This is a genomic window from Burkholderia sp. BCC1993, from assembly GCF_905339865.1.
Classification (GTDB): Bacteria; Pseudomonadota; Gammaproteobacteria; order Burkholderiales; family Burkholderiaceae; genus Burkholderia.
Genome location: NZ_CAJPGZ010000007.1, coordinates 63,822 through 89,874 on the forward strand (window position 1 = coordinate 63,822; position 26,053 = coordinate 89,874).

Consider the following 26,053-nt stretch of genomic DNA (forward strand, 5'->3'; position numbering starts at 1 on the left):
TAGGCGATGCAATGTCACAAGCATCGCCGCTGGCTGGATCATTCAGGATGAAAGCGGAGGGGCGCGCGGCTGTGCCGCGGTAAATCGGAAAACGCTGCGGGGTGCCTGAAACAGGGGCGTCAACGCCGGATGAGCGGCCTGGTCAGTCGGCACGAATCCCGAGGTTCCGCCCAGTAGTACCGGCATGTCCGCAAGCAGCCCGCAATACGCGCACGCCTGCCAGTGGACTGCCTTCCCGGGCAACGATGAATGGTCGGGGGCGGCGACATCCGGACCGTCCTCGTTCCGTACTGTGCAGAACGCCCCGGATACCGCCTCGAACGCTCGCTCGGACGACAGGCTCTGCGACACCGTCGGCGCAAGCGTCGTCAGCAGGATCGCAAGCAATCCCAGAATGCTGCCGATCTTCCTGCGAAGCAGAGCTGACATGACCTTGGCGGAATCATGCACCAGCAGGCGCGTTGCCGAAATTATGGCATGCGTGCCAGACCGCCCCCGATGGGTAATCTCCCGCCTCGAGCATACGCAACGGGAGGAATTTCGCGCCTGTTCTGACCAATGTCGGATGTTCGTTTGCGCCAGACGCGACCGGCCGCTTCGCGGTGCGGGAGCGGCCGGCGCAGGCGTTTCATGGCGTAGGCTCGGGCCTGATCGCCTGGTCGATGCTTGGTGGGATGACGCGCAGGTACCGTTGCCTCATCGGCGTGACGTCTGCAGGTGCGGTGGTGGGTTGGGCGTTCATGTGACGCGCAAAGCTCGCGTCGGCCACGGTCCTCAAACGTTGTCCATGCGCCAGCGACGCGGGGTAACGCCGGTGAGTCGCGTGAATGTTCTCGTGAAGTGGCTCTGGTCGGCGAAGCCGCATGCATCCGAGACCATTTGCAGCGGCATGGACGATGTGCGCATGTACATCATTGCGCGCTCGATGCGCTGATTGATCAGCCAGCGATGGGGCGGTAACCCGGTGGTCTGATGAAAGGCCTTGACGAAATGGCCACGAGACAGGCCGCAAGCTTTCGCCACGTCGGCAATCGAGATGTTCCCGGTAAGGTGTTCGAGCAGAAAGCCTTTCGCCACGCGCTCCTGCCACGCCGTGAGTGTGCCGGTCGACTTCTCCCGCCGCTCGCCGATGCCGCCGTACAGACGCGCGACATGCGTCTGGAAGGCGAGCGCGACGTGGTCGATAAAGAGCTGGGATGCGTGCTCGGGCCGCGCCAAGGCGGGGAGCAGGGCTTGGCCCAGGCGATGGATGATCGGATCCGTCGCGCTCAAATGCGGTGGCAAGTAAAGCTGGGGCCGCTGCCTGCCCCCGATTTCATCGACTGTCTCCTCCAGCGTTCGGCGCGGGAGGTGAAAATGGATGCAGTCGAACGCCCCCTTCAGGTCGGAAACCCAACTGCGGTCGAGGTCGTGAATCGTGACGGTCCCTGCGTCATAGGGGACGAAACGCGCAACACGTCCGTCAAGCCACAATTCCTGTTCGCCGAACGCGCGCAATTGCAACACGATGAGATCGGCGTCTTCAAGTTCGTATGGCGCAGTTCGACCAATATTTCTACGAGATGTCTTCAGTCGGCTGATGCCGACCTGGGCGTGCGGCAGCGTCTGCGTGACCAGGCTTTGCCTGAGGTCGGCCGGCATGAAATCAGATGACGCGTTGCCCGACTGTGCTGCTGCCATGGATTCGTGGGAACGTGGAGAATCTGGCCGCAGTGTATACCAAGGCGAAATTCGGCCTGGCGTCGGTCGTGTTCGCCAAATTGACCGCTAATGGCCGCGGCGCATCGCAAAGAGGGGGGAGCTTCGTGCGGCGAACCTTGTCAGACAAGGCGCGGGTATTGCTGGATCACCCGGCGCACGGACCTTCGTGCGCCGGGCCTGACGGGCAATATCAGGACGTGTGCGCCGACATCAGATCGAGCGCCACCGCCTGCGCGACCTCGATACCGTCGATGGCTGCCGAATAGATGCCGCCGGCATACCCGGCGCCTTCGCCGGCCGGATACAACCCTTCGACGTTCACGCTCTGGTAATCGTCCTTGCGCCGGATCCGGATCGGGGACGACGTGCGCGTTTCCACGCCGGTGAGCACCGCGTCGTGCATCGCGAAGCCGGCGATCTTCTTGTCGATCTGCGGCAGCGCTTCACGAATGGCTTCGATCACGTAGTCGGGCAGCGCGGTGCTGAGGTCGGTCGGGCGCACGCCCGGCTTGTACGACGGCACCACGGAACCGAGCGACGTCGACGGCCGGCCCGCGATGAAATCGCCGACCAGCTGGCCCGGCGCGCTGTAATCGCCGCCGCCGAGTTCGAACGCGCGTTCTTCCCACTTGCGCTGGAACGCGATGCCCGCGAGCGGCCCGCCCGGATAGTCCTCCGGCGTGATGCCGACGACGATGCCCGCGTTCGCGTTGCGCTCGGCGCGCGAATACTGGCTCATGCCGTTGGTGACCACGCGGCCCGGCTCGGAGGTCGCCGCGACCACCGTGCCGCCGGGGCACATGCAGAAGCTGTAGACCGCGCGTCCGTTGCTGCAGTGATGAACCACCTTGTAGTCGGCCGCGCCGAGTTGCTTGTGGCCCGCGAACTTGCCGAAGCGGCTGCGATCGATCAGCCCCTGCGGATGTTCGATCCGGAAACCCAGCGAGAACGGCTTCGCTTCGACATACACACCGCGATCGTGCAGCATCTGGAACGTGTCGCGTGCGCTGTGGCCCACGGCCAGCACCACGTGATCGCACCGGAGCGTTTCGCCGTTCGACAGCGTCAGCGAGCGCACCTTGCCCTGATCGATCTCGATGTCCTCGACCCGGGTTTCGAAGCGCACTTCACCGCCCAGTTCGTGGATGGTCGCGCGCATCTTTTCCACCATGCTGACGAGGCGGAACGTGCCGATGTGCGGCCGGCTCAGGTACAGGATGTCCTCCGGCGCACCGGCCTTGACGAATTCGTCGAGCACCTTGCGGCCGTAGTGATGGGGATCCTTGATCTGGCTGTACAGCTTGCCGTCGGAAAACGTCCCGGCCCCGCCTTCGCCGAACTGCACGTTGGACTCGGGATTGAGGACGCTCTTGCGCCACAGGCCGAAGGTGTCCTTGGTGCGCTCGCGCACGGCCTTGCCGCGTTCGAGGATGATGGGGCGGAAACCCATCTGCGCGAGGATCAGCCCTGCAAACAGGCCGCACGGCCCCATGCCGATGACGACCGGGCGCAGGAAGTTGCCGTGCTCGGGCGCCTTCGCGACGAAGTGGTACGCCATGTCGGGCGTCACGCCGCAATGCGGCGTGACGGCGAGTCGCGGCAGCACGGCCGCTTCGTCCTTGACCTCGACATCGACGATATACGTGAGCTTGATGTCGGCGCGCCTGCGCGCATCGTGCGCACGGCGGTACACCGTGTAACGGAGGAGCCCGTCCGCCGCCACGCCAAGCTCCGCGAGGCGCGCGTGAATCGCGGCTTCGAGGGCGCTCTCGGGGTGGTCGAGCGGGAGTTTAAGTTCGCTTAGCCGTAACATGAATATTCGGATACGGTCGCCACGAAGTCGTGGCGGTGTTGAGACGGGCGCGGGCGCGGCGCGGATTTACTCCGCCGCCGGATGCATGTAGCTGTAGCGGTTCAGGATCGGGATCATCTGCGCGTAGATCTTCGGATTCGCCGCGACGATTTCATGACGATGCAGGAAATCGGCGTCGCCCGTGTAGTTGCCGACGAGGCCGCCGGCTTCGGTGATCAGCAGGCTGCCCGCCGCCATGTCCCACACGTTGATGCCTTGCTCGAAGAACGCGTCGAGACGGCCGGCCGCGACGTTCGCGAGGTCGAGTGCGGCCGCGCCCGGACGGCGCAGGCCCGTGCAGGCCTGCGTCATTTCGGTGAACAGGCGCGCATAGGCGTCGAGGCCGTCCTTCTCGCGGAACGGGAAGCCCGTGCCGACCAGCGCGTCTGCCAGGCGGTCGCGGCGGCCGACGCGGATGCGGCGGTCGTTCAGGTACGCGCCGCGGCCGCGGGTGGCCGTGAACAGGTCGTTCTTGTTCGGATCGTAGACGACGGCCTGCGTGACGACGCCCTTGTGCTCGAGCGCGATCGACACGCAGTAGTACGGGAAGCCGTGGATGAAGTTGGTCGTGCCGTCGAGCGGATCGATGATCCACTTGAATTCGGATTCGTTCTCCGATTCGCCCGATTCTTCCGCGAGGATCGCGTGGTCGGGGTAGGCGGTCTTCAGCGTCTCGATGATCGCCTCTTCGGCGGCCTTGTCCACTTCGGTGACGAAGTCGTTCTGCTGCTTCTTGCGGATCTCGATCAGGTCGAGATCGAGGGAGGCACGGTTGATGATCTGTCCGGCGCGGCGCGCAGCCTTGACAGCAATGTTGAGCATGGGATGCATGAGCCTGGATCCTGTAGCCGGCGGCACGGGCCGCCACGAAGTGGAACACACCGCCCGGAACGGCGCAAAACGTGCCGGGCGAGATGAGACGCGAATTGACAAAGAGCAGGGTACGACCCGCGTCGCACGGGATGCGACGCGTAAACGCATGATTTTACCCGATTTTCGGGAGTTTCAGGTGACCGGGATGCGGGGAAACCCCACTGGCCGTCCGGACGAGTGGGTTTGCCGGGGCGATGGCGATACCATACTGCCATTCTGACGAACCGAGTCGTATGTAGTGGAAACCCCGCAGAACCCCGCCGTGCCGTCCGAATCGGGCGCGGCTTCGTCCCCGCCGCCGTCCGGCGGCTTCACTTCCACCCGTTTCGTGCTCGTCGAGCCGAGCCATCCCGGCAATGTCGGGGCGGCCGCCCGCGCGCTGAAGACGATGGGTTTCTCCAGGCTCGTCCTGGTCGCGCCGCGCGTGCCGCACGTGCAGAGCGACCCCGAGGCGATCGCGATGGCGAGCGGCGCGGACGACGTCCTCGCGTCCGCGCACGTCGTGCCCACGCTCGGCGACGCGCTGTCCGGCGTCCACTGGTCGATCGCGCTGACCGCGCGCACGCGCGAATACGGGCCGCCGCGCCTTGCGCCGCGCGCGGCCGCCGAACAGGCACACACGCAGGTCGGCACCGGCGACATCGCGCTCGTGTTCGGCAACGAGCGCACGGGCCTCGCGAACGAGCACGTCGAGCAGTGCAGCGCGCTCGCGCATATCCCGGCGAATCCGGCCTACAGTTCGCTGAACCTCGCGCAGGCCGTGCAGGTGCTCGCGTATGAACTGCGTGTCGCGTTCCTGGAGCAGGGGAGCGAGTCGTCGCGCGCCGCGCAGGCCGAGGTCGGCACGCTCGCGCAGAGCGACGAGATCGAGCGGATGTACGCGCACCTCGAGAACGCGCTGATCGCGCTCGATTTTCTCGACCCGCGCAACCCGAAGAAGCTGATGCCGCGGCTGCGGCGCCTGTTCGCGCGCACCGGCCTCGAACGCGAGGAGGTCAACATCCTGCGCGGCATCGCGAAGCACATCCTGCTGAAGTCCGGCACGTCCGAAGGCGACGCGTAAGCGGCCGAGGTGCGCCGCGGCCGGGCGCTCATGCGTTTGACGGATGCGTTCCGGCCTGCAGCCGGCGTGTCGCGTCGGCCGCCGCGACGGTGGTGCCCGGTCTCCGTGCCCGGCCACCGGATGACCGCGCTACCCGGCCACGACGGGCGCCCCGCGCGAATACCCGTGCCGCCGACGGGGTGAACGCGCGACGCTGTGCGGCCGCGCGCGAGTGGCCCTACAATCGCCGGACATCATAAGCAAATTACCCGGTGCGATAACGACCGGCCGTTGCCGGCGGGCGTGCCGGCCTTTTCCCCAGCCCAGACCCGATCATGTTCACTAGACTGCGCGAAGACGTTGCGACGATTCGCGAGCGGGATCCCGCCGCTCGCAGTGCCTGGGAAGTGCTGACCTGTTATCCGGGGCTGCACGCGCTCGTGCTGCATCGCTTCGCGCATGCGTGCTGGCGCGCGAAGCGCTACTGGCTCGCACGCTTCGCGTCGCAGGCCGGGCGCTTCCTGACGGGTATCGAGATCCACCCGGGCGCGACGATCGGCCGGCGCGTGTTCATCGATCACGGGATGGGTGTCGTGATCGGCGAAACCGCGATCGTCGGCGACGACTGCACGATCTATCAGGGCGTGACGCTCGGCGGCACGTCGCTCACGCGCGGCGCGAAGCGCCATCCGACGCTCGAGGCCGGCGTGATCGTCGGCGCGGGCGCGAAGGTGCTCGGCGGTTTCACGGTCGGCGCGGGCGCGAAGATCGGTTCGAACGCGGTCGTCGTGAAGCCGGTGCCGGCAGGCGGCACCGCGGTCGGCAATCCGGCGCGCATCGTGATGCCGGCGCAACCGAAGCCGCAGCCCGAGCGCGCCGCGTTCTGCGCGTACGGGATCACGCCGAACGCGGACGACCCGATGTCGCTCGCGATTCACGGCCTGATCGACCACGCGGCGAAGGAAAGCCGGCGCGTCGACGAGATCGTCGCGGCGCTCGAGCAGCTCGGCACGCATCTGGAAACGCTGCAGGGCGCGGACGCGGCGCGTCTCGATCTGCGCAGGCTGTCGGCGGTGCTGGAGGGCAAGGCGGTCGAGCGCCAGGCGTAACGCGGCGCATGCCGGCGGCCGCCGGCAGCTGCGGTCGTGTCGCTCGCGTCAGTCGAGCGGCATCGCGTGGATGCCTTCGGCGTCGACGCGCAGATAGCCGCCGCGCGGCATGCCGTGGTCGAGATCCCAGTCGGGCAGTACCCAGCGAATCCCGCCCGGTTCGACGTGGCGCGCGGGGCGATGCGTGTGGCCGTGAATGATCACGCTCGCACGGCTCTTCCGGAACAGCGCGGCGATGCCTTCACGCGTGACATCGTAGATCGCCGAAGCGGGGCGCATCCGGCCCGCTTCGCTGTTCGAGCGCATCCGTTGCGCGAGCGCGCGGCGCCAGCGGAACGGCCACGCGAGAAACAGCGCCTGCGCGACGCCATTGCGGGCAAACCGCCGAAATATCTGATAGCCGCGATCGGCCGTGCATTGCGCGTCGCCGTGGGTGAGCACGATGCGCTGGCCGAACGACGTGATCAGCGCCGGGTCGCGCAGCAGCATCGCGCCGGCCGCCTTCATGAAGCGCCGGCCGAGCAGGAAATCGCGGTTGCCGTGCATCACGTAGAGCGCGATCCCGCGCTCCGAGAACGTATGCATCAGCGCGGCCATGCGGGCCGCGAACGGATCGTGGTCGAGCACGTCGTCGCCGATCCAGTATTCGAACAGGTCGCCGAGGATGAACACCGAGTCGGCGCTGTCGGCCGTGTATTTCACGAAATGCTCGAACGCGGCGACCGTCTTCGGAATCGCCTCGCTCAGGTGCAGATCGGAGAGAAACAGGAACGGGCGTGCGGCTTGCGCGTATTCGCGCTCGCCCGGCACGCCCGCGGAGACGCTTCGCGGCGGACTCTCCTGCAACATCGAAGTGCCTCCGTAACGGCTGTGGGTCAGACCACCACGGCCTTTTCGATCACGACGTCGTCGGCCGGGACGTCCTGGTGGAAGCCCGCGTTGCCCGTCTTGACGCCCTTGATCTTGTCGACCACGTCCTGGCCTTCGACGACCTTGCCGAACACAGCGTAACCCCAGCCCTGCGGCGTCGGCGACGAGTGGTTCAGGAAGTCGTTGTCGTTCACGTTGATGAAGAACTGCGCGGTCGCCGAGTGCGGATCGTTCGTGCGCGCCATCGCGATCGTGTAGTTGTCGTTCTTCAGGCCGTTGTTCGCTTCGTTGTCGATCGGCGCGTCGGTCGGCTTCTGCTTCAGGCCCGGCTCGAAGCCGCCGCCTTGAATCATGAAGCCGTTGATCACGCGGTGGAACACCGTGCCGTCATAGTGGCCCTTCTTCACGTAGTTGAGGAAGTTTTCGACCGTCTTCGGTGCCTTCGCAGCGTCCAGCTCGAGCTTGATCACGCCGTGGTTCGTGTGCAGTTCAACCATGATGAATTCCTTCGGTGAGGCGGTTTAAATGGCACGCGGCCGGTCGTGCGACGCGGCCGCGTGTGGCGCCGGACGTGCCGGCAGGTGCTTATTTCGAGACGATGCTGGCCGATTCGATCAGGACCGGCTGGGCCGGCACGTCCTGCATCGGGCCGCGCGAGGTCGTCGCCACGCCTTCGATCTTCTTCACGACGTCGAGGCCCGACACGACCTTGCCGAACACCGCATAGCCGTTGCCGTCCGGGTTCGGGTAGTCGAGGCCGCTGTTGTCGACCGTGTTGATGAAGAACTGCGCGGTGGCCGAGTTCGGATCGCTGGTACGCGCCATCGCGATCGTGCCCGTCAGGTTCTTCAGACCATTGCGGCTTTCCAGCGGGATCGGCGCGCGGGTCGGCTTCTCCTCGAAGTTGGTCTTGTAGCCGCCGCCCTGGATCATGAAGCCCTTGATCACGCGATGGAAGATCGTGCCGCTGTACTGGCCGGCCTTCACGTAGTCGAGGAAGTTGGCGACCGTCTTCGGCGCCTTCTCCGGGTAGAGCTCGACACGGATGTCGCCCTGCGAGGTCTTCAGCTGCACGACGGGGTGCGCGGTGGCCGATTGCGCGAACGCGGGCGCGGTCGCGAGAAGGGCGGCGCCGCCAAGCGCCAGCAACAGACGTTTCATTGCGATCCTCAGGTTGGGAGGGAGGGAAGGTTGCGCCGCTTACTGCGACGGCGCGACGTACGGCGCTGCCAGCGCACCGGACGGACCGTTGAACTGGAACGTCGGCGACATCGGCAGCGTGGTGGTGCTCACGTTTGCGGCGGCGCGATCGGTGTACGTGCGCGTGGCCGGCGTGACGGCGCGCGCGTTGGCTGCCGGCTTCGGTGGCGACACGATCTTCTGCAGGTCGGCGAGGCGCTGCGCGGTCGCGCCGCTCGTGCGGCCGAGCGATTGCGCGCGCTTGTACGATTCGGCCGCGAGGCGCAGATAGAGGTCGCCGAGGTTCTCGTACGCGAGCGAGTAGCTCGGGTTCGATTGCGTCGCGGTGACGAGCGCGCTGCGCGCTTCGTCGTAGCGGCCGTGCTTCGCGTAGAGCGCCGCGAGGTTGTTGTACGGTTCGGGCAGTTCGGGGTAGGCCTGCGTGATCGCGACGAACTGCTGGATCGCGTCGTCGTCGCGGTTCAGGCGGGCGAGCACGGTGCCGCGCTTGAACTGCGCCTGCACGTCGTGCGGATTCGCGGCGATGCGCGCATCGAGTTGCGCGAGCGCCTGTTTCCATTGCTTGCCGGAGATCGACGCGTCGATTTCGGGCGTGCCGTCGGCGGTGGCCGGGGCCTTCTGCGCATGCGCCGCGGGGGCCGCGAAAAGCGTCAGTGCGACGCCCATGACGGCGGTCGCAACGAGGGTCGCAGCGCTCGGCGCGCGGCCGCGATGAGGTTTCATAGGCGTAAATCGGAATGTTATACTCCGAGCCATTCTAACAAAACGTCTGCGCGTTCCGGCGAGCCGCAGACAGTCTTTCTTTGCCTCTCGTGGCCGTCACCGCTGTGCTTGCAGCCTGACCGCCCCATGTGATATCGAGGACGCGCGGCGTCGTGCCGCAGCAGGTGGTCCGTCCGTTTCGCATGCTGGGCGAGCTTCGCCAGGGCGGTTTCCTTCGGCTCACGGTTCATCTCTATGGAATCACTGCGCATCTACAACACGCTCGCGCGTGACAAGCAAGTTTTCGTGCCGCGCCAGTCCGGCGAAGTGCGGATGTACGTATGCGGGATCACCGTCTACGACTATTGTCACGTGGGCCACGCGCGCATGCTGGTCGTGTTCGACCTCGTCCAGCGCTGGCTGCGTGCGATCGGCTATCGGGTCACGTATGTGCGCAACATCACCGACATCGAGGACAAGATCATCCGCCGCGCGGTCGAGAACGGCGAGACGATCAAGTCGCTGACCGACCGGTTCATCGGTGCGATGCACGAGGATGAGGCGGCGCTCGGCATCCAGCGGCCGGACATCGAGCCGCGCGCGACGCAGTTCATTCCGCAGATGCTCGGGATGATCGAGAAGCTAGAGGCGAACGGCTACGCGTACCAGGCGAGCGACGGCGACGTCAACTATTCGGTGCGCAAGTTCGCGAACTACGGGAAGCTGTCGGGCAGGTCGCTCGACGACCTCCGCGCGGGCGAACGCGTTGCCGCAAACGATGCGAAGCAGGATCCGCTCGACTTCGTGCTGTGGAAGCGCGCGAAGGAGGACGAGCCCGACGGTGCGTCGTGGGCATCGAAGTACGGGATGGGCCGGCCGGGCTGGCACATCGAGTGCTCGGCGATGGGCTGCACGCTGCTCGGCGAGCATTTCGACATCCACGGCGGCGGGCAGGATCTGCAATTCCCGCACCACGAGAACGAGATCGCGCAGAGCGAAGGCGCGACCGGCCAGGCGTTCGTCAATTACTGGATGCACAACGGCTTCGTGCAGGTCGACAACGAGAAGATGTCGAAATCGCTCGGCAACTTCTTCACGATCCGCGAAGTGCTCGAGCGGTACGACGCCGAGGTCATGCGCTTTTTCATCGTGCGCACGCACTACCGGTCGCCGCTCAACTACAGCGACGTGCATCTCGACGACGCGCGCGCGTCGCTCACGCGTCTGTACACGGCGCTTAAGGATGTCGAGCCCGACACGCTCGCGCTCGACTGGAACGAGCCGCACGCGCAGCGTTTCGCGGCCGCGATGAACGACGACATCAACACGCCGGTCGCGGTGGCGACGCTGTTCGAACTGGCGGGTGAAGTCAATCGCACGCGCGATGCGTCGCTCGCGCGGCAACTGAAACAACTGGCGGGCCTCCTGGGCCTGCTCGACCGCGAACCGCGCGCGTTCCTGCAGCAGGGCACCGGTGCCGCGCAGGCGGGCGGGCTCGCAGCCGACGAAATCGAAGCGAAGATCGCCGCGCGGGTCGCGGCGAAACAAGCGAAGGACTATGCCGAAGCGGACCGGATTCGGGCGGAACTGCTCGACGCCGGCATCGCACTTGAAGACAAACCGGGCGGATCGACCGAATGGCGTCGCGTATGAGCGCGGTGCGTTCCACTGACCGATCCGTCAGGTAGGAGGCAGGATGGCAACGGCCAGAAAAGCGCCGGTCAGGCGTGCGACTCCGCTCGCCGCGCGTCCGGCAGCCAAGCGCGCGCCAGCGGCGAAGGCGGACGCGACGCGCGCCGTGCCGAACGGCGCGCTCAACGGTCATGCAAAGCCCGCGCGCGCGAAGGGCGTGGACGCGGCGCAGCCGGAGGTCGCGATGGCGGCCGCCGATGCGGCCCGCAAGGTGCGGGCAGCCGATGCGGCAGTCGACGGCGCCGATGGCGTCGTGCGTCCCGCCTACTGGGATAAAGCGTGCGCCGATCTCGTCAAGCGCGACCGCATCCTGAAGAAGCTGATCCCGAAGTTCGGCCCCGCGCATCTCGTGAAGCGCGGCGACCCGTTCGTCACGCTCGCGCGTTCGGTCGTCGGCCAGCAGATCTCGGTGCCGTCCGCGCAGGCGCTGTGGGCGCGCATCGAGGATGCGTGTCCGAAACTCGCACCGCAGCCGGTCATCCGGCTCGGCGCGGACAAGCTGATCGCGTGCGGGCTGTCGAAGCGCAAGACGGAATATATTCTCGATCTCGCGCAACACTTCGTGTCCGGCGCGCTGCACGTCGACAAATGGACGTCGATGGACGACGAGGACGTGATCGCGGAACTCACGCAGATCCGCGGCATCAGTCGCTGGACGGCCGAGATGTTCCTGATCTTCAACCTGTCGCGGCCGGACGTGCTGCCGCTCGACGATCCGGGCCTGATCCGCGCGATCAGCGTCAATTACTTCAGCGGGGAGCCTGTCACGCGCAGCGAGGCGCGTGAAGTGGCCGCCAACTGGGAGCCGTGGCGTACCGTCGCGACCTGGTACATGTGGCGCAGCCTCGACGCGCCGGACGCCGACGCCGATTGACGGCTATCGGGTTTTAAACATCAATAGTTGAGAGCCGGTTTTGCACGTCCCCCGCGCGGGTAGAATACGCGCTGCCGCAAGACCCAAGGATTCGAACACATGAAGACCACGTTTCTGGATTTCGAACAGCCGATCGCCGAACTCGAGGCCAAGATCGAAGAGCTGCGATTCGTGCAGGACGACTCGGCTGTCGATATTTCGGAAGAAATCGAGCGGCTGTCGAAGAAAAGCCAGCAACTGACGAAGGACCTCTACGCGAACCTGTCGCCGTGGCAGGTCTCGCAGATCGCGCGGCATCCGCAGCGTCCGTACACGCTCGATTACGTTGCGGAACTGTTTACCGATTTTCACGAACTGCATGGCGACCGCGCGTTCGCGGACGATCTTTCGATCGTCGGCGGCCTCGCGCGCTTCGGCGGCCATCCGTGCATGGTGATCGGCCACCAGAAGGGCCGCGACACGAAGGAGCGCGCCGCGCGCAACTTCGGGATGCCGCGTCCGGAAGGCTATCGCAAGGCCGAACGGCTGATGCGTCTCGCCGAGAAATTCGGGCTGCCGATTTTCACGTTCGTCGACACGCCGGGCGCGTACCCGGGCATCGGCGCGGAAGAGCGCGGCCAGTCGGAGGCGATCGGCCGCAACCTGTACGTGATGGCCGAACTGAAGACGCCGATCATCACGACCGTGATCGGCGAGGGCGGTTCGGGCGGTGCGCTCGCGATCGCCGTGGCCGACACCGTGATGATGCTGCAGTTCTCGACCTACTCGGTGATTTCGCCGGAAGGCTGCGCGTCGATTCTGTGGAAGAGCGCCGCGAAGGCGCCCGAGGCCGCGGAAGCGCTGGGCCTGACCGCGCATCGCCTGAAGGCGCTCGGCCTGATCGACAAGATCATCAACGAGCCGCTCGGCGGCGCGCACCGCGATCCGAAGGGCATGGCCGCGTTGCTGCGCCGTGCGCTCGCCGATTCGCTGCGCCAGTTCCAGGGCATGAGCATCGATGCGCTGCGCGAGCGCCGCTTCGAGCGCCTGATGGCCTACGGCAAGTTCAAGGAAACCACGCCCGGCGCATGACCGGCGTGTTCGCATCGCGCGCCGTCCGGCGCGCGTCTCGCTCGTGATCCCCCCGACCGAATTCTCCGCCGACCGCGTCGTCCTCGACGCGGTCGGCGTTGCGCTTGCCGATCTGCCGGCCGATGCACGCATCGCGATCGCGTACAGCGGCGGCCTCGACTCGACGGTGCTGCTCGACGCGGCCGTGCGCGTGGCGGGCGCCGCGCGTTGCGTCGCGCTGCACGTGCACCACGGCCTGAGCGCGAACGCCGACGCATGGGTCGCGCATGCGCAGGCGACGGCCGGGCAACTCGGCGTCGCGTTCGAGTCGGAGCGTGTCGATGTGCCGCGCGACAGCGGCCTCGGCATCGAGGCGACCGCGCGCGAGCGCCGCTATGCGGCGCTCGACGCGATGTGCGAGCGCCACGGCGTGGCCGCGCTCTGGGTCGCGCAGCATGCGGACGACCAGGCGGAGACCGTGCTGCTCCAGCTGTTGCGCGGCGCGGGGATCGCGGGCCTGGCCGCGATGGCGCCGCGTTATCGGCCTGACGGCGCGAGCGTCGAGCGTGTGCGCCCGCTGTTGCGATTGTTGCGCGCGCAACTGGAGCGCTATGCGGCGCAGCGCGCGCTGACGTGGATCGACGACGAATCGAACGGCGACACGCGCTACGCGCGCAATGCGTTGCGCATCGACGTGCTGCCGGCGCTCGCCGTGCATTTCCCGGGTTTTCGCGATGCGCTGGGCCGCGCGGCCCAGCATGCGGCCGCCGCGCAGCGGCTGCTCGACGAGCTCGCCGAACTGGATTTCGCCGGCGCCGCGCGCGACGACGGCCGCGCGCTGTCGCGCGATGCGCTGGTCGCGTTCGACGATACGCGCGGCGCGAACCTGCTGCGTTTCTGGATGCGCCGGCTCGGGCTGCCCGGTGCGTCGGCGGGGCGGCTGGCGAACATGATGCGGCAGCTGCGCGCGGCGCACGACGCGCATGCGCTGCGGGTCGATCACGCGGGGCAGTGCCTGCGGCTCTATCGCGACACCGTGTACTGGGAGGCGGGCGACAGCGCCGAGCCGGCCGACGACGGCACCGGAACGCCGCATCCCGAATCCGCGCTCGCGTGGGACGGCCAGGAAGTCTGGCGCGTGCCGGCATGGCGCGGCACGTTCGTGTTCGCGCCGGCCGAGGCCGGCAGCGACGGCGCGGTGCCGGAGGCGCTGCTGCGCAGCGCGACGCTCGCCGCGCGCGCCCGCGCGGGCGGCGAGCGGCTGCGTACGTCGCCCGGCGGCCCGGGCCGCACGCTGAAGAACCTGTTCCAGGAGCGCGGCGTGCCGGCCTGGCAGCGCGACGTGCCGCTGTTGTTTGCGGGCGACCGGCTCGTCTACGTGCCGCGGCTCGGCGTGAATCACGGCGATGGACTGGCTGATGCCGGCGCGTGGCGCCGGATCGAATGGCGTCCCGACCTGCTGATCGCATAGCGGCGACACGCTGCCGGCCGCGCGATCGCGCGCCGGTTTTCACCATTTGGTAAACAGCGCCGGAACACTTGCCGAACCGGCGAGCGGCTTGTCAAGCGGGCCTCTATCGGGTACGCTCGGACGTTTGCTCGGCTCGATTTTTGAGCGATTTGTGCAGGTTTTCCGCGTGACGTACCCGGTTTGCGCGGCCTGATCGGCCTTCCGGGCAAAATCCGTCACGCTTGCGTGTTGCGTCCCAGCCGTCCCCCTCGTCGTCCGTCCACAGCCACAAGCCGCGTGACCGAACGGCAACGCGGCCTGCCCAGCGCGCCCGTGCGGCTTCTCCTTCAGTTCAGAACGACAATGGCACTCATCGTACACAAATACGGCGGCACTTCGATGGGCTCGGTCGAGCGCATCAAGAACGTCGCGAAACGCGTCGCAAAATGGCATCAGGCCGGGCACCAGCTGGTGGTCGTGCCGTCCGCGATGTCCGGCGAAACCAACCGTCTGCTCGGTCTCGCGAAAGAGATTTCGAGCCAGCCGAGCCCGCGTGAGCTCGACATGATCGCGTCGACCGGCGAGCAGGTCAGCGTCGGCCTGCTGTCGATCGCGCTGCAGGAAATCGGCGTCGAGGCCGTGAGCTATGCCGGCTGGCAAGTGCCGATCAAGACGGACAGCGCGTTCACGAAGGCGCGTATCCACTCGATCGACGACGAGCGCGTGAAGGCCGATCTGAACGCCGGCAAGGTCGTGATCATCACGGGCTTCCAGGGCGTCGATCCGGACGGCCACATCACGACGCTGGGCCGCGGCGGCTCGGACACGTCGGCGGTGGCGGTCGCGGCCGCGCTGGATGCCGAAGAGTGCCTGATCTATACGGACGTCGACGGCGTCTACACGACCGACCCGCGCGTGGTCGAAGAGGCGCGACGCCTCGATCGCGTGACGTTCGAGGAAATGCTGGAAATGGCCAGCCTCGGCTCGAAGGTCCTGCAGATCCGCTCGGTCGAATTCGCCGGCAAATACCAGGTGAAGACGCGCGTGCTGTCGAGCCTGACCGATCCGCTGATTGCGCTCGACGAAGAAATGCGCTCGGGCACCCTGATTACTTTTGAAGAAGACGAGACCATGGAAAAGGCAGTCATTTCCGGCATCGCGTTCCAGCGCGACGAAGCACGCATTGCGGTGATGGGCGTGCCCGACAAGCCGGGCATCGCGTATCAGATCCTCGGCCCGGTCGCCGACGCGAACGTCGACGTCGACATGATCATCCAGAACCAGAGCGTCGAAGGGAAGACGGACTTCACGTTCACGGTCGGCCGCGGCGACTACCAGAAGGCGATGGACATCCTCACCAACCAGGTGCAGGGCCATGTGAGCGCCGAGCGCGTGCAAGGCGACCCGAAGGTGTCGAAGGTGTCGGTCGTCGGCGTCGGCATGCGTTCGCACGTGGGCGTCGCGAGCAAGATGTTCCGCACGCTGTCGGAAGAGGGCATCAACATCCAGATGATCTCGACGTCCGAAATCAAGATTTCGGTGCTGATCGACGAGAAATACATGGAGCTGGCCGTCCGCGCGCTGCACAAGGCATTCGAACTCGACCAGCCCGCGTGAATTTTTTCGTGATGCATTGAAGAAAATGCATCACGGAAATTGACGCACGGTTCGAAACCCTATATTATTTCGTTCTCGTCGCACTGCCTCCCTGGTGCGAGCGAAAGTTTGGGAGACGTGGCCGAGAGGTCGAAGGCACTCCCCTGCTAAGGGAGCATCTGGGCCAAAACCTGGATCGAGGGTTCGAATCCCTCCGTCTCCGCCAAAAGCGGTGACAAAGCCCCGCAAGTTCTCGGACTTGCGGGGCTTTTTCTTTTCCAGCGTCGTTTCCGGACGCGCCGCTCGGCGCCACGCTTCGTCCGGACAGCCAATCAATGCTCGACTCGAGCGGCGCTCATGCGCTAAATAGGCGTATCGCCTCGCGCGGCTCAATCTGGAGTTCCGGCACGCATGCATTCCGTACTGACCATCCTTTCGCACCGTCCCGTCGACGGGCTCGTCGACAATCACGAACGTTACGCGCGGGCCCACGGCTACCGGCACGCGATCGTCGACGGCACGCACGTGTATGGCGAGCGCCAGCAGGTGCTGCACAAGTACCACGCGATCATCGCGGAGCTCGTCGCGATGGAGCAGGGCGCGTTGCTGCTCGTGCTCGATCCGTTCTCGGTCGTGTTCGGCCAGCATGCGTTGCCGGCTGTCGCGGACGGTTATGACGCGATCGTCACGACGCAGACCTCGAAGTCGCCGCTGCCCGCCGCGAGCGGCATGATCTTTCGCAACGTGCCCGACGTGCGCGAGCGCTTGCGCAAGCTGGTGGTCGAGCTGGGCAAGTGGGCGATGCGCCTGCCCGAGCGGCAACACGCATGCGAGGCGACGCTGCTTGCCGAGCACTTCCCGCCGCTGCCGTTCGATCAGCCGCTCGCGACCGGCTATTTCGCGTCGGCCCAGACGGTATGGCGCGACGGGCTTGCGATCGACGCGGTCGTCGGCGCGCATCCGCTCGTGGCGCACCAGGCGCCCGAATGGCAGCAGATCGATGGCGTATGGGCGCCGACGCCCGACTACGACTTTCGCTACGTGCTCGCGCTCGTCGACGACGCGGCGCGTGTCCAGCGGGGCGAGCAGCCGCGCGCGATGGACGACTGGCGCACCGCGCAGCAACGGCCGCGCGAGCCGGCGCGGCACCTGAACCCGGACGCAAGCATTGCGTTCGTGAGCCTGCACACGTCGCACATCGCCGGTTACGGCGATCTTCACGAAGAGAACTTCGTTCGCTACTGCACGCGACACGGCTATGCGTACCACGCGTATCGCGAACCGCCGGCGTTCCTGCCGGCCGGCGTCGATGCGAACTGGGCGAAGCTGCACCTGATTCGCGAACATCTGCCGGATCACGCGTTCGTGTTCTGGGTCGACGCCGACATCCTCGCGATCGACCAGCGCCAGACGGTCGACGGCGTGATCGACGGCCGCGATTTCGTGATCGGCACCGATCATACGGCCTGGGCGATCAACTCGTGCATGATCGGCGTGCGCAACGTCGCGCCGATGCGCGAACTGGTCGAACGCATATGCGCGCGCATCGAGCGCATCGGCGATCGGTCGTCGGTCTATGCGAGCGGCGGCGACCAGCAGGCGATCTATGTCGAACTGCTGGAGGCGGGCATGATCGACGCGCGCTATATCGTCGATGCGATGTCGCTCGCGTCATCGCCGGTCTATGCGACGCGCGACAGCCGCTTCGTCCATTTCCCCGCGCAACACAACCACTATCGCGCGGTGACGATGCGCGTATGGGACAGGCTGAGCCATCAACGCTGACGGAATGCGCCGCGATTTCCGGTGTTCCGGATCGCGGCGATCGGCGATCGTTGAAATAAAAATGAAAGTAACTGTGTAAGGATCGAATCGCGCTCGTTCATCCTTCCCCGCATTCCGCTCTTGCGCCCCGAAGAATCCGTCTTCAGACCAAAAATGCGGCATCGCACCGATTTGCGCGATCGGCACCGCATCGCAATACGAAAAATTACCCATAAAAATCAGCGATCTATTCGTGCGTCGTGAAAAGCAGTTCTGCTGCGATGCAAAAAATAATCAATCACCTTATGCTGGTTAACCCGATAGCGCTTGAGCGGCGTCAACCTTCGCGCTGATTCCGCTTTACATTTTGCCAACATTGTCGATCCACGAAATCTATCTGTCGATTTGATTTCGTTTCCTTCGTCACGCCTGTTCCCGATGCAGCGCGCGACCCTCTCAAGGCCTGTTGACATGCATGATTTCCCCTTCCTGAGCCTGGCGATCTGGGTTCCGATCCTGTTCGGCGCGTGCCTGCTGCGCGCCGGTTCCGACCGTCATCCGCATCGCACGAGACTGATCGCACTCGTCGGCGCACTCGCGGGGCTGGCCGCCGTCGTGCCGCTCGTCAGCGGTTTCGATTCACACTCGGCCGCGATGCAGTTCGCCGAAACCCGCAACTGGCTGGCGGCCTTCAACGCCGGCTGGCGCGTCGGGATCGACGGCGCGTCGCTGTGGCTCGTCGTGCTGACCGCCTTCACGACGCTCGTCGTCGTGATCGCATCGTGGGAAGCGGTGACGGTGCGCGTCGCGCAGTACTACGCGTCGTTCCTGATCCTGTCGGGGCTGATGGTCGGCGTGTTCGTCGCGCAGGACGGGCTGCTGTTCTTCATCTTCTTCGAGGCGACGCTGATTCCGCTGTACCTGCTGATCGGCACGTGGGGCAGGGAGCATCGCGTCTACGCGGCCGTGAAGTTCTTCTTCATCTCGTTCGCGGGTTCGCTGCTGCTGTTGATGGCGATGCTGTACCTGTATGCGAAGTCGCATACGTTCGACATGAACGCATGGCGCACGCTGCAGCTCGGCTTCGCGCCGCAGCTGCTGGTGTTCCTCGGTTTCTTCGCCGCGTTCGCAGTCAAGGTGCCGATGTGGCCGGTTCATACGTGGCTGCGCGACGTCTACACCGACGGCCCGACGGGTGCCGCGCTGATGCTCGCGATGCTCAAGCTCGGCGGCTACGGCTTCCTGCGCTTCGCGCTGCCGATCACGCCGGACGCGAGCCACTTCTTCGCGCCGGCCGTGATCGCGTTGTCGCTGTTCGCGATCGTCTACGCGAGCCTGATCGCGCTCGCGCAGACCGATCTCGGCAAGCTGCTCGCGTATTCGACGGTCGCGCACATGGGGATCGTCACGCTCGGGCTGTTCCTGTTCAACCAGATCGGCGTCGAAGGCGCGATCGTGCAGCTCGTGTCGTACGGCTTCGTCGCGGGCGCGATGCTGCTGTGCGTGAGCGTGCTGGTCGATCGCACGAAGCAGCGCGAGATCGCCGCGTACGGCGGCGTGGCGGGCGTGATGCCGCGCTTCGCGACGTTCGCGCTGCTGTTCGCGATGGCCAACGTCGGCTTGCCGGGCACGTCGGGCTTCGTCGGCGAGTTCATGGTCATCATGGGTGCGATCCGCGTCAACTTCTGGATCGGCGCGATCGCGGCGCTCACGCTGATCCTCAGCGCGTCGTACACGCTGTGGATGGTCAAGCGCGTCGTGTTCGGCAAGATCGCGGGTCCGCGCATCGCGAAGCTCGCCGACCTGAGCCGCCGCGAGATCGTGATGTTCGCATCGCTCGCGCTGATCGTGCTGATGGTGGGCGTCGATCCGAAGCCGTTCACCGACGCGATCGATCCGACCGTCGCACGGCTGATCGAGGAAGCGAGCCGTTCGAAGCTGCCGGCCGGGGACGGCGGCGCACCGGCGCAGCCGGCGTACATGGCGGCGGTGCACGGCTGAGCGCGTGACGCCGCGCACGATGTCCGCATCGCGTGCCGATGCGGACATCGTTGCGCGCGCATTCATCGGGGCAGGGCGGACACGAGCCCGCGGTTTGCACCGATTTCGGCCGGCTCAAGGCTCAAGGCTCAAGGCCCAAGGCCCAAGGCCCAAGGCCCAAGGCTCAAGGCTCAAGGCTCAAGGCTCAAGGCTCAAGGCTCAAGGCTCAAGGCTCAAGGCCCAAGGCCCAAGGCCCAAGGCCCAAGGCCCAAGGCCCAAGGCCCAAGGCCCAAGGCCCAAGGCTCAAGGCTCAAGGCTCAAGGCCGGCTCGCGGCCGCCTCCCGGCTGCGTGAAATTGCCCCGCGACAATCTGTCTCACTGCGGATTTTGCAATGATGATTTGTCGCACCCACCGGTTTTTCGCCGCGCTCGCGCGACGTATGATTCGGCCACTTTCGTGGATCGAATGCGCATCGGGCATACGCAACGGATTCAATGACCCTCGGGCTGTGTGATGAAAAGAAGAGCTTCAAAAGGCTGGACGGCGCTGATATCGATCGGCGCGGCGCTGAGCCTGTCAGGCTGTAATTTAGATGTACTAAATCCGAAAGGAAGTGTCGGGGCCGCCGAAAAGGCGCTGATCGCGACGTCGACATGGGCGATGCTGATCGTCGTCGTGCCGGTGATCCTGCTCACGCTGTGGTTCGCGTGGCGTTACCGCGCATCGAACCGCAACGCCGCCTATGCGCCGAACTGGTCGCACTCGACCGCGATCGAGGTCGTGATCTGGACGGTGCCGACGCTGATCATCCTGTTCCTCGGCGTGCTGACGTGGAAAACCACGCACGAGCTCGATCCGTACAAGCCGCTCGAGTCGTCGGTGAAGCCGATCGACGTCGAGGTCGTCGCGCTCGACTGGAAGTGGCTGTTCATCTATCCGGACCTCGGTATCGCGTCGGTGAACCAGCTCGCGATTCCGGTCGGCACGCCGGTGAACTTCCACATCACGTCGGATTCGGTGATGAACTCGTTCTTCATTCCGCAGCTCGGCGGCCAGGTCTACGCGATGGCCGGCATGCAGACGCGCCTGCACCTGATCGCCGACGAAGCCGGCGACTACGCGGGCACGTCCGCCAACTTCAGCGGCCGCGGCTTCTCCGACATGAAGTTCCGCACGCTCGCCGAGCCGCGCGAACAGTTCGACGCGTGGGTGCAGAAGGTGAAGGCCTCGCCCGACCGGCTCGACGCGACGGTGTACGGCACCGTCGCGCAGCCGAGCGAGAAGGCGCCCGTGCGCTACTTCTCGTCGGTCGATCCGCGGCTGTTCCACAACATCATCGCGAAATACAACGATGGCCACGTCCTCGATCTGAAGGACGCCGCCTGCGGCACGAAGGGGTAACGCATGTTCGGCAAACTCACACTATCGGCGATCCCGTTCGATCAGCCCATCATCATGGTGGCCGGCGCCTTCATGGCGCTGGCCGTGCTGGGCATCCTCGCCGCGCTGACGATCACCGGCCGCTGGAAGTGGCTGTGGACGGAATGGCTGACGACGGTCGACCACAAGAAACTCGGCGTGATGTACATCATCGTCGCGCTGATCATGCTGCTGCGCGGCTTCGCCGACGCGATCATGATGCGCATGCAGCTCGCGCTCGCGTACAACGCGCCCGGCTACCTGCCGCCGCACCACTATGACCAGATCTTCACGGCACACGGCGTGATCATGATCTTCTTCATGGCGATGGTGTTCATGGTCGGCCTGATGAACCTCGTCGTGCCGCTGCAGATCGGCGCGCGCGACGTCGCGTTCCCGTTCATCAACTCGCTGTCGTTCTGGATGACGGCCGTCAGCGCGATCCTGATCAACGTGTCGCTCGTGATCGGCGAGTTCGCGCAGACCGGCTGGCTCGCGTATCCGCCGCTGTCGGAGCTGCAGTTCAGCCCGGGCGTAGGGGTCGACTATTACCTGTGGGCGCTGCAGATCTCGGGTGTCGGCACGCTGCTGACCGGCGTGAACTTCTTCGTGACGATCATCAAGATGCGCGCGCCCGGCATGACGCTGATGAAGATGCCGGTGTTCACGTGGACGGCCCTCTGCACGAACGTGCTGATCATGGCGTCGTTCCCGATCCTGACCGCGACGCTCGCGCTGCTCGGCCTCGACCGTTACCTCGGCATGCACTTCTTCACGAACGAAGCCGGCGGCAACGCGATGCTGTACCTGAACCTGATCTGGGCGTGGGGCCATCCGGAGGTGTACATCCTGATCCTGCCGGCGTTCGGCATCTTCTCGGAAGTCATCGCGACGTTCTCGAAGAAGCCGCTGTTCGGCTACAAGACGATGGTGTACGCGACCTGCGCGATCATGGTGCTGTCGTTCCTCGTGTGGCTGCATCACTTCTTCACGATGGGCTCCGGTGCGAACGTGAACGCGTTCTTCGGCATCATGACGATGATCATCGCGATCCCGACCGGCGTGAAGGTGTTCAACTGGCTGTTTACGATGTACCGCGGCCGGATCGAATTCACGACGCCGGTGCTGTGGACGATCGGCTTCATGGTCACGTTCACGCTCGGCGGCATGACCGGCGTGATGATGGCGATCCCGGGCGCGGACTTCGTGCTGCACAACAGCCTGTTCCTGATCGCGCACTTCCACAACGTGATCATCGGCGGCGTGCTGTTCGGCTATCTCGCGGGCTTCAACTACTGGTTCCCGAAGGCGTTCGGCTTCAAGCTGAACGAGAAGCTCGGCAAGGCCGCGTTCTGGTTCTGGCAGGTCGGCTTCTACGTCGCGTTCGTGCCGCTCTACGTGCTCGGCTTCATGGGCATGACGCGGCGCCTGAACCACTACGACACCCCGGCGTGGCATCCGTGGCTGCTGGTCGCCGCGTTCGGCGCCGTGCTGATCGCGATCGGCATCGCATGCCAGCTGCTGCAACTGGTCGTCAGCATCCGCAATCGCAACCTGCCGGAATACCGCGACACCACGGGCGACCCGTGGGGCGGCCGCACGCTGGAATGGGCGACCTCGTCGCCGCCGGCCGAGTACAACTTCGCGGTGATTCCGCAAGTGCGCACGCTCGACGCGTACGCCGACATGAAGGCACGCGGCGACGGCCGGCCGAACCCGGCGGCGATCCGCGACATCCACATGCCGTCGAATACGTGTGCGGGCCTCGTGGTCGCGATCTTCAGCCTGGTGCTGGGCTTCGCGCTGGTGTGGCACATCTGGTGGATGGCGATCGGCGGCCTGGTCGGTATCGTCGCGACGCTCGTGGTCTACAGCTCGCGTGACAACGACGGCTACTACATCCCGGCGTCGAAGGTGCGCAGGATCGAAGAGAAGCAACCGGCGGTGCGCGTGGCCACGCGTGTCGACGACGTGGAACTGGAGGCCAACTGATGCTGCAGAAAACCTTGAGCGCAACCCTGCTCGAGCACGACGACCATCCGCCGTCGCACTCGGTATTCGGCTTCTGGCTGTACCTGATGACCGACTGCGTGATCTTCGCGGCGCTGTTCGCGACGTTCGCGGTGCTCGGCAACCAGTACGCGGGCGGTCCGACCGCGAAGGACCTGTTCGACATTCCGGGCGTCGCGGTGGAAACCGCCGCGCTGCTGCTGTCGAGCATCACCTACGGCTTCGCGATGCTGGCCGCGTACAAGCAGCGGCGCGGCGCGCTGCTCGCGTGGCTTGCGGTGACGTTCGTGCTCGGCGCGGCGTTCCTCGCGATGGAGCTGCGCGAGTTCTCGCACCTGATCGCGGAAGGCGCGGGCCCGCAGCGCAGCGCGTTCCTGTCGGCGTTCTTCACGCTGGTCGGCACGCACGGGCTGCACGTGACGGCAGGCCTCTTGTGGATGATCGTGCTCGCCGGGCAGATCCTGTTGCGCGGCGGCGACCTGACCGACCGCGACCTGCGGCGCCTGACGTGCCTGAGCCTTTTCTGGCACTTCCTCGACATCGTGTGGATCTGCGTGTTTTCCTTTGTTTATCTCGCGAGCGTGATCTAAATGGCCCATTCGCATTCGTCGCAACTCGAAGAAGGGCACGGCAGCGTCGGCGGCTATGTCGCCGGTTTCATCCTGTCGGCGCTGCTCACGGCCGCGTCGTTCGGCCTCGTGATGGGCGGCGTGCTGTCGCCGCACGCATCGCTGATCGCGCTGGCCGCGCTCGCATTCGTGCAGATCGTCGTGCACCTCGTGTACTTCCTGCACATGAACGGTTCGTCCGGCCAACGCTGGAACGTGATGGCGTTCAGCTACACCGTGCTGACGGCGGCGATCCTGATCGTCGGCACGCTGTGGGTGATGCACAACGTCAGCATGAACATGATGTCGCGCTGAACGGCGTCGGGCGCAGCGGACGATCTCCATGCGCATTCACGCAAAAAAGGCGGCACGCGAGTGCCGCCTTTTCTCGTTTCGGCCGCGCCGTGCGCGCCGGTCGTCAGTGCGTGCCGGTGCCCGCGTCGGCCGTCAGCGCATGCGTGCAGTCCGCGCGGTACTCGGCGGCGAGCCGCTGCTTCGCGGCGTCGAGATCGTCGGGATAGTACGGACTGCTGTGCGCGGGCTCGTAGCCGACCTGTTCGAGTTCGGCCAGCTCGCGCACGAGATCCGCACGCGTGACGTCGTGCCGCGTGTGAACGAACGGGTAGGCGTTGCATTCCTGCGGTGTCAGGTGGGGCGCCGCGAACGCGGCGGTGCTGGCGCATGCGAGCAGCATGCAGGCGACGGTAGTCGACAGTTTCATCCGGTGGCTCCTGAATTCGCGGCCCGATGCCGCATGACGTCAGCGTAGGCGGCGCGCAGCGCCAGGCGGGCGACGCACGGATGAAACATGTTTCACCCGCGTTCGCCCGATGCCGGATGAAGCTATTTTCATTTAACGCCGGACGGCGATCGAGGCGGCTACGATAGTTGCGCGCGCATCGGATGCGCGCGCCGTGACAGCCATTGCGAGGACAGGCATGCGAGTACTGACGGTCGACGCGTTGTAGTTGAGGATCTGCGGCGGCGTGGTGCCGGGCGGCATCTGCTTGAGCACGGTCTGCGAGATCGACGTGACCTGCGCGGTCGCGGTGCGGATGTCGACGCTCGGCTGGAAGAAGATCTTGACGATCCCGAAGCTGCGGAACGACTGCGACTCGATGTGCGCGACGTCGTTGACCGTCGTGCCGAGCGTGCGCTCGTAGTACGTGACGATGCGCCCGGCCACGTCGTCCGGCTGCAGGCCCGCATAGTTCCACACGACGCTGATGACCGGAATCCGGATGTCCGGAAAAATGTCGGTCGGCGTGCGCAGTGCCGCGAGCGGCCCCGCGATCAGGATCAGCAGGGCAAGGACGATGAACGTATAGGGGCGCGCGAGCGCGAGTCGGACGAGTTTCAGCATCGGCGAGGTCTCCGCCGGCGCGGGGCGCCGGCCTGTCAGCGAGGTGCCGAAGCGCGGCGCGAGCCTGCATCGGCCCGCGCAGTGTGCGTGGCGCCGCTTAACGCCGGGCGCGGGCCAGGATGAAAGATGTTTTAGGTAGGGGCGGCAGGACGGAGCGGGCCGAAGGCCCGCGCAGCAAGGCGGGCCGGGCAGGCGGGCAGGCCGCCGGGCGTCAAATGTTACAAGACGTTAGCGGGCGCCTCCGGTTGCGATGCAGCGCATCAGTTCTTACAAACTTGAAATATGCGGAGACTGTGCTTGTCGTTATAGTCGAATCACACATGAAACAACTCGAAGAGGAATCCATGAAGACTTTGCGTATTGCCTCGCTCTTGACCGGTATGACGGCCTTGCTCGTGTCGGGCGCAGCAATGGCGGGAGTCAATGTCGGGATCAACGTCGGCGTGCCGGCTCCGGTCTACGTCGCGCCCGCGCCCGTGTATGCGCCGCCGCCTCCGCCGGTCGTCTACCAGCCGGCGCCCGTGTATGCGCCGGCGCCCGTCTACGCGCCGGCCCCGGCGATCGTGATCGGCTGGCACGGCGATCGCTACTGGGACGGCCGCCGCTACTGGGGCCGCGACGATTGGTATCGCCATCATGGCCGCGGCTGGCACGGCGATCGCGGCCACTGGGACAACGGTCGCCACAACGGCTGGCGCTGATCGATCTGCGGCGCACGCGCGATGCGTGCGCGCCTCGAAGGAAAACCGCCCGCGTGGCGGTTTTTCTTTGCCTGTGCGAGTCGGACGCGGCAGCCGCAACGCGCCGGTGCCGTGCACGAAAACCCGCAAGTTGGCTCGACCTCGAATTGAATGGGTAGAATCGACCCACGTTCCATCCCTCAATCGACCGACAGGG

Annotated in this window: 23 protein-coding genes, 1 tRNA gene and 2 pseudogenes; 15 read left to right on the plus strand and 11 right to left on the minus strand. The window is 65.8% G+C overall.

The window, feature by feature from the left end; translation table 11 throughout:
- Positions 1-42: 42 nt before the first annotated feature.
- The 4 genes from U4Y91_RS12975 to U4Y91_RS12990 form a co-directional block, all read right to left on the minus strand.
- The gene (locus U4Y91_RS12975; protein ID WP_321805386.1) at positions 43-429 is read right to left on the minus strand and encodes a DUF2946 domain-containing protein; all 387 of its coding nucleotides are present in this window, start codon (positions 427-429) and stop codon (positions 43-45) included.
- A 345-nt stretch (positions 430-774) separates the two neighbouring features.
- A complete protein-coding gene (locus U4Y91_RS12980; protein WP_321805387.1) occupies positions 775-1,680 on the minus strand; it encodes an AraC family transcriptional regulator in 906 nt (301 codons plus the stop codon).
- A gap of 211 nt (positions 1,681-1,891) precedes the next feature.
- Positions 1,892-3,514 carry an NAD(P)/FAD-dependent oxidoreductase gene (locus tag U4Y91_RS12985; RefSeq protein ID WP_321805388.1) on the minus strand — a complete coding sequence of 541 codons (1,623 nt, stop codon included), beginning with the start codon at positions 3,512-3,514 and terminating at the stop codon, positions 1,892-1,894.
- A 66-nt stretch (positions 3,515-3,580) separates the two neighbouring features.
- A complete protein-coding gene (locus U4Y91_RS12990) occupies positions 3,581-4,384 on the minus strand; it encodes an inositol monophosphatase family protein (protein WP_044847980.1) in 804 nt (267 codons plus the stop codon).
- A gap of 280 nt (positions 4,385-4,664) precedes the next feature.
- On the opposite strand from U4Y91_RS12990, the gene U4Y91_RS12995 reads away from it, so the two are divergent.
- A complete protein-coding gene (locus U4Y91_RS12995) occupies positions 4,665-5,489 on the plus strand; it encodes an RNA methyltransferase (RefSeq protein WP_321805389.1) in 825 nt (274 codons plus the stop codon).
- 314 nt (positions 5,490-5,803) lie between these two features.
- Positions 5,804-6,577, plus strand: a complete 774-nt coding sequence (gene cysE, locus U4Y91_RS13000) for a serine O-acetyltransferase (protein WP_044847978.1) — start codon at positions 5,804-5,806, stop codon at positions 6,575-6,577.
- A gap of 48 nt (positions 6,578-6,625) precedes the next feature.
- Here cysE and U4Y91_RS13005 read toward each other — a convergent pair whose 3' ends face one another.
- The 4 genes from U4Y91_RS13005 to U4Y91_RS13020 all read right to left on the minus strand — a co-directional run bounded on the left by U4Y91_RS13005 (position 6,626) and on the right by U4Y91_RS13020 (position 9,370).
- A complete protein-coding gene (locus U4Y91_RS13005) occupies positions 6,626-7,426 on the minus strand; it encodes a UDP-2,3-diacylglucosamine diphosphatase (protein ID WP_257771696.1) in 801 nt (266 codons plus the stop codon).
- 26 nt (positions 7,427-7,452) lie between these two features.
- A complete protein-coding gene (locus U4Y91_RS13010) occupies positions 7,453-7,944 on the minus strand; it encodes a peptidylprolyl isomerase (RefSeq protein ID WP_006751616.1) in 492 nt (163 codons plus the stop codon).
- A gap of 88 nt (positions 7,945-8,032) precedes the next feature.
- Positions 8,033-8,608, minus strand: coding sequence for a peptidylprolyl isomerase (locus U4Y91_RS13015; RefSeq protein ID WP_321805390.1), 576 nt, complete (start codon positions 8,606-8,608; stop codon positions 8,033-8,035).
- Positions 8,609-8,647: 39 nt separating this feature from the next.
- Positions 8,648-9,370, minus strand: coding sequence for a tetratricopeptide repeat protein (locus U4Y91_RS13020; RefSeq protein ID WP_321805391.1), 723 nt, complete (start codon positions 9,368-9,370; stop codon positions 8,648-8,650).
- A gap of 234 nt (positions 9,371-9,604) precedes the next feature.
- Between U4Y91_RS13020 and cysS the strand changes: the two genes are divergently transcribed.
- The 4 genes from cysS (at position 9,605) to tilS (ending at position 14,436) form a co-directional block, all read left to right on the plus strand.
- The gene (gene cysS / locus U4Y91_RS13025) at positions 9,605-11,002 is read left to right on the plus strand and encodes a cysteine--tRNA ligase (protein ID WP_321805392.1); all 1,398 of its coding nucleotides are present in this window, start codon (positions 9,605-9,607) and stop codon (positions 11,000-11,002) included.
- A gap of 43 nt (positions 11,003-11,045) precedes the next feature.
- Positions 11,046-11,915, plus strand: coding sequence for a DNA-3-methyladenine glycosylase (locus U4Y91_RS13030; RefSeq protein WP_321805393.1), 870 nt, complete (start codon positions 11,046-11,048; stop codon positions 11,913-11,915).
- A 99-nt stretch (positions 11,916-12,014) separates the two neighbouring features.
- A complete protein-coding gene (locus U4Y91_RS13035) occupies positions 12,015-12,986 on the plus strand; it encodes an acetyl-CoA carboxylase carboxyltransferase subunit alpha (RefSeq protein WP_006478433.1) in 972 nt (323 codons plus the stop codon).
- A gap of 43 nt (positions 12,987-13,029) precedes the next feature.
- Positions 13,030-14,436 carry a tRNA lysidine(34) synthetase TilS gene (gene tilS, locus U4Y91_RS13040; protein ID WP_321805394.1) on the plus strand — a complete coding sequence of 469 codons (1,407 nt, stop codon included), beginning with the start codon at positions 13,030-13,032 and terminating at the stop codon, positions 14,434-14,436.
- 122 nt (positions 14,437-14,558) lie between these two features.
- Here tilS and U4Y91_RS36765 read toward each other — a convergent pair.
- Positions 14,559-14,796 (minus strand): annotated as a pseudogene (locus U4Y91_RS36765) (hypothetical protein); the annotation flags it as partial.
- Here U4Y91_RS36765 and U4Y91_RS13045 point away from each other — a divergent pair.
- The 8 genes from U4Y91_RS13045 to cyoD all read left to right on the plus strand — a co-directional run bounded on the left by U4Y91_RS13045 (position 14,779) and on the right by cyoD (position 24,108).
- Complete coding sequence (locus tag U4Y91_RS13045; protein WP_257771683.1) at positions 14,779-16,032, plus strand: aspartate kinase; 1,254 nt, start codon at positions 14,779-14,781, stop codon at positions 16,030-16,032. The pseudogene U4Y91_RS36765 and the gene U4Y91_RS13045 overlap by 18 nt on opposite strands.
- Before the next feature lie 111 nt (positions 16,033-16,143).
- Positions 16,144-16,237, plus strand: a tRNA-Ser gene (locus U4Y91_RS13050).
- 185 nt (positions 16,238-16,422) lie between these two features.
- The gene (locus U4Y91_RS13055; RefSeq protein ID WP_321805395.1) at positions 16,423-17,796 is read left to right on the plus strand and encodes a hypothetical protein; all 1,374 of its coding nucleotides are present in this window, start codon (positions 16,423-16,425) and stop codon (positions 17,794-17,796) included.
- Positions 17,797-18,246: 450 nt separating this feature from the next.
- A complete protein-coding gene (locus U4Y91_RS13060) occupies positions 18,247-19,776 on the plus strand; it encodes an NADH-quinone oxidoreductase subunit M (protein WP_321805396.1) in 1,530 nt (509 codons plus the stop codon).
- A 493-nt stretch (positions 19,777-20,269) separates the two neighbouring features.
- Positions 20,270-21,157 (plus strand): ubiquinol oxidase subunit II, encoded by an 888-nt coding sequence (cyoA, locus tag U4Y91_RS13065; protein WP_321805397.1) that lies wholly within the window; start codon positions 20,270-20,272, stop codon positions 21,155-21,157.
- Positions 21,158-21,160: 3 nt separating this feature from the next.
- The gene (gene cyoB, locus U4Y91_RS13070; RefSeq protein WP_321805398.1) at positions 21,161-23,167 is read left to right on the plus strand and encodes a cytochrome o ubiquinol oxidase subunit I; all 2,007 of its coding nucleotides are present in this window, start codon (positions 21,161-21,163) and stop codon (positions 23,165-23,167) included.
- A complete protein-coding gene (gene cyoC / locus U4Y91_RS13075; protein ID WP_321805399.1) occupies positions 23,167-23,775 on the plus strand; it encodes a cytochrome o ubiquinol oxidase subunit III in 609 nt (202 codons plus the stop codon). Before cyoB ends, cyoC begins: the two co-directional genes overlap by 1 nt.
- Positions 23,776-24,108, plus strand: coding sequence for a cytochrome o ubiquinol oxidase subunit IV (gene cyoD / locus U4Y91_RS13080; protein WP_321805400.1), 333 nt, complete (start codon positions 23,776-23,778; stop codon positions 24,106-24,108).
- A 103-nt stretch (positions 24,109-24,211) separates the two neighbouring features.
- Here the strand turns inward: cyoD and U4Y91_RS13085 are convergent, their stop codons facing one another.
- Positions 24,212-24,514, minus strand: coding sequence for a DUF4148 domain-containing protein (locus tag U4Y91_RS13085; RefSeq protein ID WP_321805401.1), 303 nt, complete (start codon positions 24,512-24,514; stop codon positions 24,212-24,214).
- Between the two features lie 177 nt (positions 24,515-24,691).
- Positions 24,692-25,156, minus strand: a pseudogene (locus tag U4Y91_RS13090) (efflux RND transporter permease subunit); the annotation flags it as partial.
- 344 nt (positions 25,157-25,500) lie between these two features.
- Between U4Y91_RS13090 and U4Y91_RS13095 the strand changes: the two are divergent.
- Positions 25,501-25,857 (plus strand): hypothetical protein, encoded by a 357-nt coding sequence (locus U4Y91_RS13095; protein ID WP_321805581.1) that lies wholly within the window; start codon positions 25,501-25,503, stop codon positions 25,855-25,857.
- Positions 25,858-26,053: the final 196 nt, after the last annotated feature.

Coding starts and splice junctions, on each gene's coding strand:
- U4Y91_RS13010 (WP_006751616.1), bottom strand. CDS start 7,944: ATGGTTGAACTGCACACGAACCACGGCGTGATCAAGCTCGAGCTGGAC.
- U4Y91_RS13045 (WP_257771683.1), top strand. CDS start 14,779: ATGGCACTCATCGTACACAAATACGGCGGCACTTCGATGGGCTCGGTC.
- U4Y91_RS13060 (WP_321805396.1), top strand. CDS start 18,247: ATGCATGATTTCCCCTTCCTGAGCCTGGCGATCTGGGTTCCGATCCTG.
- U4Y91_RS12975 (WP_321805386.1), bottom strand. CDS start 429: ATGTCAGCTCTGCTTCGCAGGAAGATCGGCAGCATTCTGGGATTGCTT.
- cyoD (WP_321805400.1), top strand. CDS start 23,776: ATGGCCCATTCGCATTCGTCGCAACTCGAAGAAGGGCACGGCAGCGTC.
- U4Y91_RS13095 (WP_321805581.1), top strand. CDS start 25,501: ATGAAGACTTTGCGTATTGCCTCGCTCTTGACCGGTATGACGGCCTTG.
- U4Y91_RS13055 (WP_321805395.1), top strand. CDS start 16,423: ATGCATTCCGTACTGACCATCCTTTCGCACCGTCCCGTCGACGGGCTC.
- cysE (WP_044847978.1), top strand. CDS start 5,804: ATGTTCACTAGACTGCGCGAAGACGTTGCGACGATTCGCGAGCGGGAT.
- cyoC (WP_321805399.1), top strand. CDS start 23,167: ATGCTGCAGAAAACCTTGAGCGCAACCCTGCTCGAGCACGACGACCAT.
- U4Y91_RS13035 (WP_006478433.1), top strand. CDS start 12,015: ATGAAGACCACGTTTCTGGATTTCGAACAGCCGATCGCCGAACTCGAG.
- U4Y91_RS12990 (WP_044847980.1), bottom strand. CDS start 4,384: ATGCATCCCATGCTCAACATTGCTGTCAAGGCTGCGCGCCGCGCCGGA.
- cyoA (WP_321805397.1), top strand. CDS start 20,270: ATGAAAAGAAGAGCTTCAAAAGGCTGGACGGCGCTGATATCGATCGGC.
- U4Y91_RS13020 (WP_321805391.1), bottom strand. CDS start 9,370: ATGAAACCTCATCGCGGCCGCGCGCCGAGCGCTGCGACCCTCGTTGCG.
- U4Y91_RS13015 (WP_321805390.1), bottom strand. CDS start 8,608: ATGAAACGTCTGTTGCTGGCGCTTGGCGGCGCCGCCCTTCTCGCGACC.
- U4Y91_RS13085 (WP_321805401.1), bottom strand. CDS start 24,514: ATGAAACTGTCGACTACCGTCGCCTGCATGCTGCTCGCATGCGCCAGC.
- U4Y91_RS13030 (WP_321805393.1), top strand. CDS start 11,046: ATGGCAACGGCCAGAAAAGCGCCGGTCAGGCGTGCGACTCCGCTCGCC.
- U4Y91_RS13005 (WP_257771696.1), bottom strand. CDS start 7,426: ATGTTGCAGGAGAGTCCGCCGCGAAGCGTCTCCGCGGGCGTGCCGGGC.
- U4Y91_RS12980 (WP_321805387.1), bottom strand. CDS start 1,680: ATGGCAGCAGCACAGTCGGGCAACGCGTCATCTGATTTCATGCCGGCC.
- U4Y91_RS12985 (WP_321805388.1), bottom strand. CDS start 3,514: ATGTTACGGCTAAGCGAACTTAAACTCCCGCTCGACCACCCCGAGAGC.
- cysS (WP_321805392.1), top strand. CDS start 9,605: ATGGAATCACTGCGCATCTACAACACGCTCGCGCGTGACAAGCAAGTT.
- cyoB (WP_321805398.1), top strand. CDS start 21,161: ATGTTCGGCAAACTCACACTATCGGCGATCCCGTTCGATCAGCCCATC.